The following is a 15734-nucleotide window of genomic DNA, read 5'->3' as shown; positions in this document are numbered from 1 at the left end:
TTGCGTGCGCAGAACCTGCACGTCCAGCGTGGCCGCAAGGCAGTGCTCAGCGATGTCACGCTGCAACTCGAACCGGGTGAGGTGCTTGGTGTGCTCGGGCCGAACGGTGCGGGCAAAAGTACCTTGCTGGGCGCCTTGTGCGGTGAGTTGGCGGCGAGTGCGGGCGAGGTTTCGCTCGACGGGCAGGCATTGAGTCAATGGTCTGGCCCGCAGCGTGCGCAACGATTGGCGGTGTTGCCACAAGTGTCGACCCTGGATTTCGCCTTTCGCGTTGAAGAAGTGGTCGGCATGGGCCGCTTGCCTTATCAAAGCGGTCGGGTGCGTGACGACGAAATCATCGCGGCGGCTTTGGCGGCGGCGGATGCCGAACACTTGAGCGGGCGCAGTTATCTGGCGCTGTCCGGTGGCGAGCGTCAGCGTGTGCATCTGGCGCGGGTGCTGGCGCAATTGTGGCCGGGTCAGGCCGGGCAGACGTTGCTGTTGGATGAGCCGACTTCGATGCTTGATCCGCTGCATCAGCACACCACGCTGCAGGCTGTGCGCGAGTTTGCCGATCGTGGCGCCGCGGTGTTGGTGATCCTGCATGATCTGAATCTGGCGGCGCGTTATTGTGACCGCATTCTGCTGCTTGAGGGCGGGCGGCCGGTGGCGTTGGATACACCGCAGCAGGTTTTGCGTCCGGACACGCTCCAGACTGTGTTCGGTCTCGAAGTGCTGGTGCAGCCGCACCCGGAGCGCGGGCATCCGTTGATCATCGCCCGCTGACAGGATCATTGAGGTGATGGCATGCGTGGCTTGTGGCTGTTGGCGGTGGCGTTGCTTGCGGGGTGTCAGCATGCTTTGGCGCCGCCGCCGATCAATGGCGAGATTCGCGATCTGCGCAGCGGTGAAGTGCTGACGGCGCAGCAGTTGGTGAAGCGCTTGGCTGAGCCTGAGCGGCTGATTATCGGTGAGCAGCATGACAACGCCGATCATCACGCCGCGCAATTGTGGCTGTTGCGCTCGCTCGGTGAACAGCGGCCGCAGGGCAGTCTGCTACTGGAAATGCTCACGCCGGATCAGCAGCCTCGCGTTGATCAAGTGCGCCAGGCCGCAACGCCGCCCGCGGACTTCCCTGCCGCATTGGCCTGGGAGGACGGCTGGGACTGGAATCTCTATGGACCCATTGTCCGCTTCGCGCTGACTCAGCCGTATCCACTGCTGGCGGCGAATCTGGATAGCGCTGAAATCCGCACCTTCTATCGCGATCCGCCTGTGCTTAACGGGGAGCGCAGCAATACAGCATCCGTGAAAGCTGTTTTGCTAGAACAGATCAGCGACTCCCATTGTGGCCTGCTGCCCGAATCACAGATGCCGGCAATGCTCGCCGTTCAGCAACAGCGTGATCGGCGGATGGCCGAACGCTTGTTGGCTGCACCGAAACCTGCTCTGTTGCTGGCCGGTGCGTGGCATGCGCGCAAGGATGTTGGCGTGCCGCTGCATGTTGTGGATTTGCGCGCCACTGAGTCACCGACAGTGCTGATGCTGGCAGAGCAGGGCGCCGAAGTGACCGCAACAATGGCCGATTACGTTTGGTACACGTCCGTCACGCCAAAGCAGGATTACTGCGAGCAGATGCGCAAACAGTTCGGCAAATGACTTTTCCACAGGCAAAAAAAGACCCGGTAAAAACCGGGTCAAATAACCGTGATTAGCCTGATGAGGAGATAATCTGAGAGTCCGAACCAAGGGCTTTTCAGAATATCGACTGATCTCGCGACCAGTTGTGATAATCATAGCGATTCTCATTACCGCGTCAACAACTGTTTTCTCATTTCTTTGAATTAGACTTGGAAATGGCCGCAATGGCTCGAAAACAAAGGGCTTGGCCTTAGCTTTTGTTTGCGCTCAATTGGGTGACTTGCTTGTTCAGTTGGCCGATTCGTCGCGCCATGCTCTCGATCAGGCTGTGTGCAATCTTTGGATTGGTGCGGGTCATGCTCAAGAATTGCTCACCGGGAATCAGCATCACCGTACTTGGCTCCCGGGCAATGACCGTGGCATTGCGCAGCTCGCCGGTAAACACGGCCATGGCCCCGAAAATCTCGTCCTTGGCCACGTCTCCCACCTTAAGTCCGTCCACAAACGCCTCGGCATGCCCATCGATGATCACAAACACATGGTCAGCAGCGTCACCCTGGTTGATCAGTGTTTCCCCCGCCTCAACCCGTTTAAAACCGTTAGTACTGCGAAACTCTCGCGGCTTCAGTTCCGCGACAGCATGGGCAAGGATCGCCACTTGCCCCAGCAGATACTCGAGAAACTGTTCTGCCCGACGAGAGTCAGCAAATAAATGCTGGAAGACTTCCGGACGTCGATAGGGCGTCAAACGTAACGTGCCCTCACTGCATAAGCGGCAATCCGCCCAGCCGTCTCCCTGCTGAAGGCCGATCACATCGCCCTCCTGCCAATAAAACAGTGGCCGGGTTCCGATGCAGCCATTGATCACACCGTCATTGAGCAGAAACAACTGATCAGCGGGTAACTGCGGTATCAGATCGTCCGTCGCTTCAAGTTGCAGAACCGGCCCGCAAGGCGACAGATCGCGCAGCCACAGCGCGGGCAAGCTCTGCAAACGGTTGATCAAGGCATCGACGTGAGTCGATTGTTCCCCCAGTAAATACATGACGGTCTATGCCCGTTCAGTTCTTGTGGCGCGAGGAGATGGCTTCAAGCTGTTTGTTCAGGGCGTCCTTGCGTTCGGCGGGGATGTCGTTCCAGTGCACATCCATCAGCGCGCCTTCGATCGCATACAACAACACCTTCGATGCGCGAAACCCGCGGGTACGCACGGCCCGGTAGGCGTCCACCGCGCCCAGGCGACGCAAGTCGGAGGCGCTGTGGATGCCCACGGCATGCAGCCACTGCGCCGACGTCTTGCCAAGATTTTTCAGGTGTTGCAGTTCATCATTCATCAAGCCTCCTTGCGACGGCCGAATGGTGCGTGGGCGAGCTTCTCAGGAGTGTAGCCATCAGTAGGAAAAGCGTGGTTGTTTGGTCGGATTCAACGCAAACGCTTCTAAGAAAGGGCGCTTGAACGGCCTGCGAACGCAGATCAGGAGGGGGGAACACAAATCAATGTAGGAGTGAGCCTGCTCGCGATAGCGGACTGGCAGGCACACATGTGTTGAATTTTAAATCGCTATCGCGAGCAGGCTCACTCCTACAGGGAAGACGTTGTGTCAGGGAATAATGAGGTGATCAGCGGGTGCGATAACGCAACCGCGTACCGAAATTCATCGACATCAGAATCTCGTCGGCACTCAGCTCCGGTGGGAAGTAAGCCCCGGAAATCTGCGCATGGGCCAGGCTTGCACCTTCCAGCGATGCGTTACGGAAATCGATGCCGCGCAAATCGGCGGATCGGAAGTACGCGTCCCGGAAATCCACGCCATCGGCATTCAGTTCACGCAGATCGAGGCCACGGAAATCGCCGCCGACCATGTTGATCGGGCCGTCCTGTGGACGCTCCTTGTTGAAACCTGTGATGTCATCTTTGTGCAGCAAGGCATATAGCGGGGTGTCGAGAAGTTTCGGCTGGCTCATGTCATATCACCGTTGGTTTTATGACGCCAGTATAGTGCCACTATTTGACGGCCGTGAAGCAAGCGAGGGCTTCACGGCCGAAATAGTTTCTTACAGGCCTGGCAGGCGCTGACGGATCTGTGCGACCACGGTGTCCAGCGTGCCGGATTCATTGGTCTGTACGCGTTTGCTGCGCAGGATTTCTTCCGGCGTCAGCGCTTCACGATTGGCCTGCTGCGCTTCGATCACGGCCAGTGTGGCGTCGGACGGATCCTGTTTGTCCGCCTGACGAATCGCCAGCCAGCTCTCGATCACCGCTTGCGGCGCATTGCAGTCGAGGATCAGGAACGGCGTGCCGGTGGCTTCGGCGATCTTCGCCGCGTTGTCGCGCTGTTCACGCTTGAGATAAGTGGCATCGATCACCACCGGGAAACCAGCGTGCAGGATCACTTCCGCAATTTCGTGCAGACGCGCGTAGGTCGCGGTGCTGGCGTCAGCACTATAGATACCGGCTTGCACGTCGTTGGCGACGGCTTGCTCACCGAACAGGCGCTTGCGCTCGACATCGGAACGCAGACGAATCGCGCCCAGCGCTTCGACCAGACGCATGGCCACGTGGCTCTTGCCGACAGCGGAGACGCCGTGGGTGATCGCCATGAAGCGCGATGGAATGGTGCTGTAGCTTTCCGCCAGGTTGGCGTAGTTGCGGTACTGGCGCAGGGTGGTGGCGCGCTGCACCGGAGTCGCGTCCGCCGGCATGCTGAACAGCGCAACCTTGGCGCGAACCAGTGCGCGGTAGGCTTTATAGAAGTTCAGCACTTCCAGGCCTTGGTAATCGCCGGTCAGCTCCAGGTATTGGCTGATGAAGCGGCGCGCCAGGGATTTCAGGCCACGGTCTTCCAGGTCCATCGCGAGGAAGCCGGTGTCGGCCCAGACGTCAGTGAAGCGGAACGGTTCGTTGAACTCGATGCAGTCGAAGATCACCACTTTGCCGTCGATGACCGTGGCGTTGCCCAGGTGGATATCGCCGTGGCACTCACGGGTGAAACCTTCGGCCTTGCGTTGCGCGAACAGTGGCTTGAGACGCTCGAAGCTGCTTTCGGCCCAGGCTTTCAGTGCCTCGAGTTGCAGCAGATCGTTTTTGTCGCTGAGGAACGGCAGGATCTGCTCGAAGTTTTGCGACACCGGCGCCATCACACTGTCCGGGGTGCCGGCATCGTGTTCGGCAGGGACTTTTGGCGCGGTGAGATGGAAGCGGGCAATCTGCTCGGCCATCTCATCGATGTGCTGGGTGGTCAGCTCGCCGTTGGCTTGCAGGGTGCTGAGCAAACCGCTCTGCGGGAACTGGCGCATTTTCAGCACATATTCGATGGCCGGGCCGTCGCCGCCCAGTTGCGGTGCTTCGACGCTACCGGTCACTGGCAACACTTCCAGGTACAAATCGTCGGTCAGACGCTGGTTCAGACGCAGCTCTTCAGCGCAAAAATGTGCGCGCGAGTCGAGACCGGTGAAGTCGAGAAAGCCGAAGTTGACCGGTTTTTTCACTTTATAAGCGAAGGGACCGGTGAGGATCACCCACGAGATATGGGTTTCGATGACCTGGAACCCTTCAACGGGGTGCGGGTAGAGGGCCGGGTTTTGCAGGGCAGCGATCAGTGACTGGCTCACGGGCGATCCTTCAGAGACTGGGGGAAATTCGAGGTCGCCATTATGGCCGCTCGCCAGCCTGACGCAAACCTCGGAGCGCTCCTGTTGAGTATGAATAAAGTGCGTATAATCCGCCGCCATGACTCGAACTCGATCTCCCCGTACCAAGAAAAAACCACCCTCCAAGGGCCTTAGCCCATGGTTGAGCTGGGCCATTAAACTCAGTCTGGTCGGCCTTGTGGTGCTGGCCGGCTTCGCCGTTTACCTCGATGCCGTGGTGCAGGAGAAGTTCTCCGGCAAGCGCTGGACCATCCCGGCCAAGGTTTACGCGCGGCCGCTCGAGCTGTTCGTCGGACAAAAGCTCAGCAAGGACGATTTCCTCACCGAACTCGATGCCCTCGGCTATCGCCGCGAAGCCGTGAGCAATGGCCCCGGTGCGGCAGCCGTTAGCGGCAATACCGTCGATCTGAATACCCGTGGCTTCCAGTTCTATGAAGGCCTGGAGAAACCGCAGCCGGTGCGTGTGCGTTTCTCTGGCGATTACGTCGCTGAGCTGTCGGCGACCAACGGTTCGAAATTGTCTGTGGTGCGTCTTGAACCGCTGATGATCGGCGGCATTTATCCGAAAAATCTCGAAGACCGCATTCTGATCAAACTCGATCAGGTGCCGCCGTATCTGCTCGAAACCCTGATCGCTGTCGAAGACCGCGACTTTTATAGCCACTGGGGCGTGTCGCCGAAGTCGATTGCCCGGGCTGTCTGGGTCAACACCTCGGGCGGCAAGATGACGCAGGGCGGCAGTACGCTGACCCAGCAGTTGGTGAAAAACTTCTACCTGACCAATGAACGCAGCCTGACCCGCAAGCTCACCGAAGCGATGATGGCGATGTTGCTGGAACTGCATTACGACAAGAAGGAAATCCTTGAGGCCTACCTCAATGAAGTCTTTGTCGGCCAGGACGGTCAACGTGCGGTCCACGGTTTTGGTCTGGCCAGTCAGTTCTTCTTCGGTCAGCCGTTGTCCGAGCTGAAACTGCATCAGGTGGCGATGCTGGTCGGTATGGTCAAAGGCCCGTCCTACTACAACCCGCGTCGCAACCCGGAGCGTGCGCTGGAGCGGCGTAACCTGGTGCTCGACGTGCTTGAGCAGCAAGGCGTGGCGACGGCCGAACAGGTCGAAGCAGCGAAGAAAATGCCATTGGGTGTGACCACGCGCGGCAAACTGGCCGACAGCTCGTTCCCGGGCTTTATCGATCTGGTCAAACGCCAGTTGCGTGAAGACTACCGCGACGAAGACTTGACCGAAGAAGGCCTGCGCATCTTCACCAGTTTCGACCCGATTCTGCAGATGAAGGCCGAGGCCTCGGTCAACGACACCTTTAAACGTCTGTCCGGGCGTAAAGGCTCCGATGATGTGGAAGCGGCGATGGTCGTGACCAATCCGGAAACCGGTGAAGTCCAGGCGATGATCGGCAGCCGTCAGGCCAGTTATGCCGGTTTCAACCGCGCACTGGATGCCGTGCGGCCGATCGGTTCGTTGATCAAACCAGCGGTTTATCTCACCGCGCTGGAGAAACCGAGCCAGTACACCCTGACTAGTTGGCTGTCGGACGATCCGTTGTCGGTCAAAGGCGCGAACGGGCAAGTGTGGAAGCCGCAGAACTATGACCGCCGCTCCCACGGCACCGTGTTCCTCTATCAAGGTCTGGCGCATTCCTACAACCTGTCGACCTCGCGTCTGGGTCTGGAAGTCGGTGTGCCGAATGTCTTGAAAACGCTGGGTCGTCTGGGCGTGACGCGTGAGTTTCCGGCATTCCCGTCGATGCTGCTCGGCGCTGGCGGCATGACCCCGATCGAAGTAGCGACCATGTACCAGACGCTGGCCAACGGTGGTTTCAACACGCCGATGCGCGGTATTCGCAGCGTACTGACCGCCGAGGGCGAACCGCTCAAGCGTTATCCGTTCCAGATCGAACAGCGTTTCGATCCGGCGTCCATCTATCTGATCCAGAACGCCATGCAGCGCGTGATGCGTGAAGGTACCGGCAGCTCGGTTTATAACGTGCTGCCCAAGACTCTGACGTTGGCGGGCAAGACCGGTACCAGTAACGATTCCCGTGACAGCTGGTTCGCCGGTTTCAGTCAGGACTTGCTGGCAGTGGTCTGGCTGGGGCGCGACGATAACGGCAAGACGCCGTTTACCGGTGCGACCGGTGCGCTGCAGGTCTGGACCAGTTTCATGCGCAAGGCCGATCCGCTGCCGCTGGACATGCCGCAACCGGATAACGTCGTGCAGGCATGGGTCGATTCGCGTACCGGGCAGGGCTCTGATGCCAACTGCCCGGGGGCGGTGCAGATGCCGTATATTCGCGGCAGCGAACCGCCACCCGGCGCCGCCTGTGCAAGCGAAACGCCTGCTTCCGGCGAGTCGGTGATGGATTGGGTCAAGGGCTGGATGAATTAAGCAAAGAGGGTTTCAAGTGAACAAGTGGTTGATTCCAGCAGTGACCGCCGTGGCTTTGCTCAGCGGCTGCTCTACCGTACAGCGTGGTTCGATCCCGGTGGTTGATTCCGGTACTGCGGTGTCCAACAGCGAGCGTATTTCGGCCAATGGCGGTTTCCGTCAAACGACGGTCAAGCGTCCTGCGCAGGGCCAGACTCAGGCGATTCCGCAAGGTGACACTGGCGTGGTGGTGATGGTGCCCGGCGGTGGTGCCGCCGTATCGACGCCGATCAGCTCTTCGCCAATCGTGCCGGGCCCTGCGTCCGGTGGCATCACGCCGGGGCCGTACAACCCTTCAGCAGTTGAATCGGCGCCGATTAATTCGGGCACTTACAACATGCCTTCGACACCGAGCGGAATTCCTTCGGCCAGCAGCGGCGGTGGCTTGTCGGCGGATGAGCAACTGGACGGCCCGGTACTTGCCTTGCTGACGACGGCTCAACAGCAGCAGGCCGGTGGCGACCTCAACGGCGCTTCGTCCAGCCTGGAACGCGCCCAGCGTGTCGCTCCGCGTGAGCCGCAAGTGCTTTATCGCCTGGCGCAGGTGCGCATGGCTCAAGGTGATGCGCCGCAAGCCGAACAGTTTGCTCGTCGTGCACTGACCATGGCTAATGGTCGTCCGGACCTGCAAGCCAGCCTGTGGGAAATCATCGCCCAGTCCCGTGAGAAACAAGGCGATTCCGCCGGCGCCGCGCTGGCCCGTCAGAAGGCCAAGGTTTCGCTGTGATGGATGCTCGTTTCCCGAAGATCGCCGATCAGCTGTTGCTGATCGAGCGTGAACTGCGCACTCAGGGTTGGTGGGACGACGTTCAGCCGTCGGCCGAAGCGTTGAGCAGTGTCGAGCCGTTTTCGGTCGATACGCTGGACTTCGAGCAGTGGCTGCAATGGATCTTCCTGCCGCGCATGAAGATGATCCTCGAACAGGATCTGCCGTTGCCGAATGCCTCGGGTATTCAGGAAATGGCTGAAATGGTCTTTGCCCAGCGCAACGTGGGCGGCAAGGATCGTCAGCTTCAGGTGCTGCTCAAAGAGTTTGATCTGCTGATCACTGCCTCGCGCTAGTACCGATTCTGTGTAGGAGCTGCCGCAGGCTGCGATCTTTTGATCTTTGAAGTCAAAAGAGCGCAGCCTCGTTTCACTCGACAGCTCCTACAGTCCTGCAGATGCCTATTGGCAATTCTCGGCTATCTGTTTTTGAGCCTCGACAATGCGCTCCTGCCGCTGCGCATCATCCAGCCGTCGCATCTGTCCCTCGACCTCTTCCCGCAAGCGCGGATTGTTCTGCAATTGCGCAAGGTTCGTCCGAGCCTGTTCGCAAAACTGCTTGAGCTGTGCCTGTTGGTCGGCGACTTGCTTCTTTACCTTGTCATCAATCGCCTTCTGATCGCCAACCACACCGCTGCCCGGCATTGCCGCAGGTTTCGTCGGGGGCGAGGAGGGCGTCTGCAAGGTTGTCGACTGCTGACCCGGTGGCGGCTGCGCATCAAAGTGCGTGACACCTTGGGCATCGACCCATTTGTAGATTTGAGCGGCCATGCACCATGGGCTGAGGCCGATCAGCAGAGTGAGGAGGAGCGTTCGCATGCTGATTCCTTGGCAAAAATGCGCAATTGACACTAACAGAGTAGCGGTTTTCAGGTTTTTTCTTGCGTTCTCATGTGCTTACCCACAATTAACCACACAGACGACTTGACTTGGAGAGGGCGAAACAGAAGAATCCAAAGTCCGCTGTAGAGGGACTGCCAGAAGCAGACCCACTCGGTAGATCATGAGGCGCACATCCGCGCCGACCTGTTACACCCGCAACGCGTTACCTCGCGCTGGGTGGGAAAGGCCCGCAACACTTGGGACGATCCCAATACTTGCTCAGTCAGTGCTGACGTAGTCGGCGACCACCGTCGCTCATGCTCTGCCGAGAAGTAAACCTATTAAGACCCGCCCCTTTTTTGTGGACGGTATTCTGGCGTTTTAGAGGTGAACAACGTGGAGCTTTTATCTGGCGGTGAGATGCTCGTCCGCTTTTTGCGTGACGAAGGCGTCAAATATATCTACGGGTACCCGGGTGGTGCTCTCCTGCATGTTTACGATGCCCTGTTCAAAGAACCGGAAGTGACTCACATCCTGGTTCGTCACGAACAAGCGGCCACCCATATGGCTGACGGTTATGCCCGTGCCACCGGTAAAGCCGGCGTGGTATTGGTGACGTCCGGTCCAGGCGCCACAAACGCCATTACCGGTATCGCGACCGCCTATATGGACTCGATTCCAATGGTGATCATTTCCGGTCAGGTGCCAAGCACTATGGTCGGCACCGACGCGTTCCAGGAAACCGACATGATCGGTATCTCCCGGCCGATCGTGAAGCACAGCTTCATGATCAAGCACGCTTCGGAAATCCCGGAAGTCATGAAGAAGGCCTTCTACCTGGCGCAATCCGGTCGTCCGGGCCCGGTCGTGGTCGATATCCCGAAAGACATGACCAACCCGGCCGAGAAGTTCGAATACATCTTCCCGAAGAAAGCCAAGCTGCGTTCCTACAGCCCGGCCGTTCGCGGTCACTCCGGGCAAATCCGCAAGGCAGCAGAAATGCTCCTGGCGGCCAAACGTCCGGTCATGTATTCCGGCGGCGGCGTCATCCTCGGCAACGGTTCCGCACCGCTGACCGAACTGGCGAAAATGCTCAACCTGCCAGTGACCAACACGTTGATGGGCCTGGGTGGTTTCCCTGGCACTGATCGTCAGTTCATCGGCATGCTCGGGATGCATGGCAGCTACACCGCCAACCTGGCGATGCACCATGCTGACGTGATCCTCGCGGTCGGCGCGCGTTTCGACGATCGCGTGATCAACGGCGCGGCGAAGTTCTGCCCGAACGCCAAGATCATCCACATCGACATCGACCCGGCCTCGATTTCCAAGACCATCAAGGCTGACGTGCCAATCGTTGGTCCGGTCGAGAGCGTCCTGACCGAAATGGTCGCGATCCTCAAGGAAATCGGCGAGACCCCGAACAAGGAGTCCGTGGCCAGTTGGTGGAAGCAGGTGGATGAGTGGCGCGGTGATCGCGGCCTGTTCCCTTACGAAAAGGGCGACGGCAGCATGATCAAGCCGCAGACCGTGATCGAAACCCTCTGCGAAGTGACCAAGGGCGATGCCTTCATCACTTCCGACGTGGGCCAGCATCAGATGTTCGCGGCGCAGTACTACACGTTCAACAAGCCGAATCGCTGGATCAACTCCGGCGGTCTGGGCACCATGGGCTTCGGTTTCCCGGCGGCCATGGGCATCAAGTTGAGCTTCCCGGATGATGATGTTGCCTGCGTCACCGGTGAAGGCAGTATCCAGATGAACATCCAGGAACTGTCGACCTGCCTGCAGTATGGCTTGCCAGTGAAAATCGTCATCCTGAACAACGGTGTTCTGGGGATGGTTCGTCAGTGGCAGGACATGAGCTACGGCAGCCGTCACTCGCACTCCTACATGGAATCGCTGCCTGACTTCGTCAAGCTGGCTGAAGCCTACGGCCACGTCGGCGTACGCATCACCGAATCGAAGGATTTGAAGTCGAAGATGGCAGAAGCGTTCGCCATGAAGGATCGCCTGGTCGTGATCGATATTTCGGTCGACACCAGCGAGCACGTCTATCCGATGCAGATCAAAGACGGCTCGATGCGCGATATGTGGCTGAGCAAGACGGAGCGTACTTAATCATGCGGCACATTATTTCCTTGCTTCTGGAAAACGAACCCGGCGCTTTGTCTCGCGTAGTCGGCCTGTTCTCGCAGCGCAACTACAACATCGAAAGCCTGACCGTGGCCCCGACCGAAGACCCGACTTTGTCGCGTCTGACGCTGACCACCGTTGGTCACGATGAAGTCATCGAGCAGATCACCAAAAACCTGAACAAGCTGATCGAAGTGGTCAAGCTGGTGGACCTGTCGGAAAGCGCTCACATCGAGCGAGAACTGATGCTGGTCAAGGTCAAGGCCACTGGCGCCCAGCGCGCCGAGATCAAACGCACTACCGATATTTACCGTGGACAGATCGTCGATGTCAGTGCCAGCGTGTATACCGTTCAATTGACCGGTACCAGCGACAAGCTCGACAGCTTCATTCAGTCCATCGGCACCGCATCGATTCTGGAAACCGTCCGTAGCGGCGTGACCGGCATTGCCCGCGGCGACAAAGTACTCAGCATCTAAACCAAATTAGCGAATGGCCTGAACGGCCTGGATATAAAGGGGAAATTCATGAAAGTTTTCTACGATAAAGACTGCGACCTGTCGATCATCCAGGGCAAGAAAGTTGCCATCATCGGTTACGGTTCCCAGGGCCACGCCCAAGCGTGCAACCTGAAAGATTCCGGTGTCGACGTTACCGTTGGTCTGCGTAAAGGTTCGGCCACCGTTGCCAAAGCTGAAGCTCACGGCCTGAAAGTGACCGACGTTGCTTCCGCTGTTGCGGCTGCCGACCTGGTCATGATCCTGACCCCTGACGAGTTCCAGTCCTCCCTGTACAAAAACGAAATCGAGCCGAACATCAAGAAAGGCGCCACCCTGGCCTTCTCCCACGGCTTCGCGATCCACTACAACCAGGTTGTGCCGCGTGCCGACCTCGACGTGATCATGATCGCGCCGAAAGCCCCGGGCCATACCGTACGTTCCGAGTTCGTGAAGGGCGGCGGTATCCCTGACCTGATCGCGATCTATCAGGACGCCTCGGGCAACGCCAAAAACGTTGCACTGTCCTACGCTGCTGGCGTTGGTGGCGGTCGCACCGGCATCATCGAAACCACCTTCAAGGACGAGACCGAAACCGACCTGTTCGGCGAACAAGCCGTTCTGTGCGGCGGTACCGTTGAACTGGTTAAAGCCGGTTTCGAAACTCTGGTTGAAGCTGGCTACGCGCCGGAAATGGCCTACTTCGAATGCCTGCACGAACTGAAACTGATCGTTGACCTCATGTACGAAGGCGGTATCGCCAACATGAACTACTCGATCTCCAACAACGCTGAATACGGCGAGTACGTGACTGGTCCGGAAGTGATCAACGCCGAATCCCGTCAGGCTATGCGCAACGCCCTGAAACGTATTCAGGACGGTGAATACGCCAAAATGTTCATCAGCGAAGGCGCAACCGGCTACCCTTCGATGACCGCCAAGCGTCGTAACAACGCCGCTCACGGTATCGAAGTCATCGGCGAGCAACTGCGCTCCATGATGCCGTGGATCGGTGCCAACAAGATCGTCGACAAAGCCAAAAACTAAGTCGTCGTTCCTTGTACGAAAAACGCGGCCTCGGCCGCGTTTTTTCGTTTGAGGCGGTGGTTCTGGTATAAAGCTGCAGCGTTTGTGGCCGAACTGTCGTCCTCAAGCATCTGTCGTATTTTCTTCAAACCGTTGCAAGGTAATGTCCATGAGCGAACGTCCCGAAGAGCCGAACAAGGCTTCTGACGCCGAAAGCCTGCTGCCCATCGATGAACACATCGAAGAAGGGCACGACGCAGAAGGTCGTAAAGTCCGGCATCGTGGTATCTATCTGCTGCCGAATCTGTTCACCACTGCGAACCTGTTCGCAGGGTTTTATTCCATCATCAACTCGATGAGCGCGCAGGCTGCTCTAAGCGCTGGCGACTCGGCGAATGCGAGCAAGTATTTCGCGTTCGCCGCGATCGCGATATTCGTCGCCATGGTGCTCGACGGCCTCGACGGTCGCGTGGCGCGCATGACCAATACGCAAAGTGCCTTCGGTGCCGAGTATGACTCGCTGTCGGACATGGTTGCGTTCGGTGTTGCGCCGGCGCTGCTCGCATTTGGCTGGGCACTGGGCGACATGGGCAAGGTTGGATGGATGGTCGCCTTCATCTATGTAGCGGGCGCGGCGTTGCGTCTGGCGCGCTTCAATACTCAGGTGGGTACGGCTGACAAGCGCTATTTCATCGGTCTGGCCAGCCCGGCAGCGGCCGGTGTGGTCGCGGGGATTGTCTGGGCGTTCAGCGATTACGGCATTCAGGGTTCGAAGATGTCGTTCCTGGTCGCGCTGATGGTTGCGGCGGCCGGCATGCTGATGGTCAGCAACATCAAGTACAACAGCTTTAAGGAGCTGGACCTGAAGGGTCGCGTGCCGTTCGTGGCGATCCTTGCTGTGGTGCTGGTGTTCGCCGTGGTGTTCAGCGATCCACCGCGCATTCTGCTGCTGGTGTTCCTCGCCTACGCCGCTTCTGGCCCGGTGCAGTACCTGTTGCATCTTCGTCGGCACAAAAAAGCCGAGTGATGTAATTTCCCGCATACTCCGCAGTCTATGGGTGCATCTGTCCTCCAAAGCTGCGGAGTTGCCATGTTGATCAAAGTCCCCAAAGCGTCCGACTGCCATGAGTCGGATGTCACGCCGGAAGCCATTTATCTCTCTCGCCGCCAATTATTGGGGGCAACTGCTGCCGGTATCGCCGTCAGCAGCCTGCCGCGCTGGGCCAATGCCGACGATGCTGCGCGGTATGCCGATGTCGAACCGGGCAAGGCGCCTGCCTGGTTTAGCGAGAAGCTGTCCTCTACTAAATGGGGGGCGGTCAACGTTAAGGATGAGGCGATCACGCCTTATAAAGACGCCACCCATTACAACAACTTCTATGAGTTCGGAACCGACAAGGGTGATCCGGCGGCGAATGCCGGTTCGCTGAAAACCGAACCGTGGAGTGTGGTGGTAGACGGGGAGGTGGGTAAGCCGGGGCGGTATGCGCTGGAAGACTTCATGAAGCCTTACCAGTTGGAAGAGCGTATCTATCGTTTGCGCTGTGTCGAGGCGTGGTCGATGGTTATTCCGTGGATTGGCTTTCCGATCTCGGCCCTGCTCAAGCAGGTCGAACCGACATCCAATGCCAAATATATCCGCTTTGAGACCCTGCAAGATCCCAAGAGTATGCCCGGTCAACGCTCCGGTTTCGCTTTGATCGACTGGCCTTATGTAGAAGGCTTGCGACTGGATGAGGCGATGAATCCGTTGGCGATTTTGGCGGTGGGCATGTATGGCCGTGAGCTGCCGAATCAGAACGGCGCGCCTCTACGCTTGGTGGTGCCGTGGAAGTATGGTTTCAAGAGCGTTAAATCCATCGTCCGTATCAGCCTGGTCAGCGAGCAGCCGAAGACGACTTGGCAAAGCATTGCGGCGGATGAATACGGCTTCTACGCGAACGTGAACCCGACGGTTGATCATCCTCGCTGGACCCAGGCGCGGGAGCGGCGCTTGCCAAACAGTCTGTTCAAGCCAAATGTGCGGGATACGCAGATGTTCAACGGCTACTCGGATGAAGTCGCTTCTTTATATACAGGGCTCGATCTGCGGAAGAACTACTGATGCGATTTCCGTTCTGGCGTATAGGCGTTTTCATTGCGGCAGCGATCTGGCCGATGCTGTGGTTGTATCAAGCGCTTGAGGATTTACTCGGGCCTGATCCCGGCAAGGTGTTGGTCGATCGCTTGGGGCTGGGCACGTTGGTGTTGTTGCTGATTACCCTGAGCATGACGCCTATGCAGAAAGTAACCGGTTGGGCAGGGTGGATTGCTGTTCGCCGGCAATTGGGGCTTTGGTGTTTCGCCTATGTGGTTTTGCATCTGTGCAGCTATATGGCGTTTATTCTGGGTTTCGATTGGTCGCAGCTGGCGGTCGAGTTGCGCAAGCGCCCGTACATAATAGTGGGGGCGTTGGGCTTTCTCGGATTGTTGGCGCTGGCGGTGACGTCGAATCGCTACAGTCAGCGTCGTTTGGGCTCGCGCTGGAAGAAGTTGCATCGTCTGGTCTACGTGATTCTGGGCCTGGGTTTGCTGCATATGCTGTGGATCGTGCGTGCTGATCTCGAGGAGTGGGCGATCTATGCCTTTATAGGTGTAGTCCTTCTGGTGCTGCGTATTCCGTCAGTGATGCGTCGAATCCCGCGTTTGCTGGCTAAAAAGCAGGTTTTGCAAGAAAAGCGAAATTAACGGTTGACGGCAGGTTCAGAGTGTCTATAATTCGCCCCACTTCCGGC

General features: G+C 58.2%; 16 protein-coding genes. 11 read left to right on the top strand and 5 right to left on the bottom strand.

Going from position 1 to position 15734, the window contains the following annotated elements; translation table 11 throughout:
• Nucleotides 1–765 (top strand): heme ABC transporter ATP-binding protein, encoded by a 765-nt coding sequence (locus ACW9IR_RS19420; protein WP_457464719.1) that lies wholly within the window; start codon nucleotides 1–3, stop codon nucleotides 763–765.
• A gap of 21 nt (nucleotides 766–786) precedes the next feature.
• A complete protein-coding gene (locus ACW9IR_RS19415; protein ID WP_457464701.1) occupies nucleotides 787–1638 on the top strand; it encodes a ChaN family lipoprotein in 852 nt (283 codons plus the stop codon).
• A 232-nt stretch (nucleotides 1639–1870) separates the two neighbouring features.
• On the opposite strand, the gene ACW9IR_RS19410 is transcribed toward ACW9IR_RS19415, so the two are convergent.
• The 4 genes from ACW9IR_RS19410 to ACW9IR_RS19395 form a co-directional block, all read right to left on the bottom strand.
• Entirely contained in the window at nucleotides 1871–2665 is a 795-nt protein-coding gene (locus ACW9IR_RS19410) for a Crp/Fnr family transcriptional regulator (protein WP_102900493.1), read from the bottom strand.
• Between the two features lie 16 nt (nucleotides 2666–2681).
• Nucleotides 2682–2954 (bottom strand): TfoX/Sxy family protein, encoded by a 273-nt coding sequence (locus ACW9IR_RS19405; protein WP_003228231.1) that lies wholly within the window; start codon nucleotides 2952–2954, stop codon nucleotides 2682–2684.
• 286 nt (nucleotides 2955–3240) lie between these two features.
• Entirely contained in the window at nucleotides 3241–3585 is a 345-nt protein-coding gene (locus ACW9IR_RS19400) for a pentapeptide repeat-containing protein (RefSeq protein ID WP_095121810.1), read from the bottom strand.
• A gap of 90 nt (nucleotides 3586–3675) precedes the next feature.
• A complete protein-coding gene (locus tag ACW9IR_RS19395) occupies nucleotides 3676–5232 on the bottom strand; it encodes a bifunctional aminoglycoside phosphotransferase/ATP-binding protein (RefSeq protein ID WP_457464698.1) in 1557 nt (518 codons plus the stop codon).
• 118 nt (nucleotides 5233–5350) lie between these two features.
• Between ACW9IR_RS19395 and mrcB the strand changes: the two genes are divergently transcribed.
• The 3 genes from mrcB to ACW9IR_RS19380 are packed head-to-tail and all read left to right on the top strand — an operon-like array spanning nucleotide 5351 to nucleotide 8776.
• Nucleotides 5351–7675, top strand: a complete 2325-nt coding sequence (mrcB, locus tag ACW9IR_RS19390) for a penicillin-binding protein 1B (protein WP_150794056.1) — start codon at nucleotides 5351–5353, stop codon at nucleotides 7673–7675.
• Between the two features lie 16 nt (nucleotides 7676–7691).
• Nucleotides 7692–8441 carry a tetratricopeptide repeat protein gene (locus ACW9IR_RS19385; protein WP_102900489.1) on the top strand — a complete coding sequence of 250 codons (750 nt, stop codon included), beginning with the start codon at nucleotides 7692–7694 and terminating at the stop codon, nucleotides 8439–8441.
• Nucleotides 8441–8776 carry a YqcC family protein gene (locus ACW9IR_RS19380; RefSeq protein ID WP_102900488.1) on the top strand — a complete coding sequence of 112 codons (336 nt, stop codon included), beginning with the start codon at nucleotides 8441–8443 and terminating at the stop codon, nucleotides 8774–8776. The genes ACW9IR_RS19385 and ACW9IR_RS19380 overlap by 1 nt, the downstream gene beginning before the upstream one ends.
• Before the next feature lie 105 nt (nucleotides 8777–8881).
• Here the strand turns inward: ACW9IR_RS19380 and ACW9IR_RS19375 are convergent, their stop codons facing one another.
• The gene (locus ACW9IR_RS19375; protein WP_102900487.1) at nucleotides 8882–9298 is read right to left on the bottom strand and encodes a DUF4124 domain-containing protein; all 417 of its coding nucleotides are present in this window, start codon (nucleotides 9296–9298) and stop codon (nucleotides 8882–8884) included.
• A gap of 399 nt (nucleotides 9299–9697) precedes the next feature.
• On the opposite strand from ACW9IR_RS19375, the gene ACW9IR_RS19370 reads away from it, so the two are divergent.
• The 6 genes from ACW9IR_RS19370 to msrQ all read left to right on the top strand — a co-directional run bounded on the left by ACW9IR_RS19370 (nucleotide 9698) and on the right by msrQ (nucleotide 15687).
• Nucleotides 9698–11422, top strand: coding sequence for an acetolactate synthase 3 large subunit (locus ACW9IR_RS19370; protein ID WP_034153917.1), 1725 nt, complete (start codon nucleotides 9698–9700; stop codon nucleotides 11420–11422).
• 2 nt (nucleotides 11423–11424) lie between these two features.
• Nucleotides 11425–11916 (top strand): acetolactate synthase small subunit, encoded by a 492-nt coding sequence (gene ilvN, locus ACW9IR_RS19365; RefSeq protein WP_003176102.1) that lies wholly within the window; start codon nucleotides 11425–11427, stop codon nucleotides 11914–11916.
• 48 nt (nucleotides 11917–11964) lie between these two features.
• Nucleotides 11965–12981: a ketol-acid reductoisomerase gene (ilvC, locus tag ACW9IR_RS19360; protein ID WP_007909969.1), complete on the top strand. Its 1017-nt coding sequence runs from the start codon at nucleotides 11965–11967 to the stop codon at nucleotides 12979–12981.
• 148 nt (nucleotides 12982–13129) lie between these two features.
• A complete protein-coding gene (gene pssA, locus ACW9IR_RS19355) occupies nucleotides 13130–13987 on the top strand; it encodes a CDP-diacylglycerol--serine O-phosphatidyltransferase (RefSeq protein WP_016983477.1) in 858 nt (285 codons plus the stop codon).
• A gap of 63 nt (nucleotides 13988–14050) precedes the next feature.
• Nucleotides 14051–15064: a protein-methionine-sulfoxide reductase catalytic subunit MsrP gene (gene msrP / locus ACW9IR_RS19350; RefSeq protein ID WP_102900486.1), complete on the top strand. Its 1014-nt coding sequence runs from the start codon at nucleotides 14051–14053 to the stop codon at nucleotides 15062–15064.
• Complete coding sequence (gene msrQ, locus ACW9IR_RS19345) at nucleotides 15064–15687, top strand: protein-methionine-sulfoxide reductase heme-binding subunit MsrQ (protein ID WP_102900485.1); 624 nt, start codon at nucleotides 15064–15066, stop codon at nucleotides 15685–15687. The genes msrP and msrQ overlap by 1 nt, the downstream gene beginning before the upstream one ends.
• The last annotated feature ends 47 nt before the right edge of the window (nucleotides 15688–15734 follow it).

The sequence above is a fragment of the Pseudomonas sp. SDT291_1_S447 genome (genome assembly GCF_054070155.1).
Note: the sequence above shows the minus strand (reverse complement) of the source record. Positions and strands in the feature narration are given on the sequence as shown.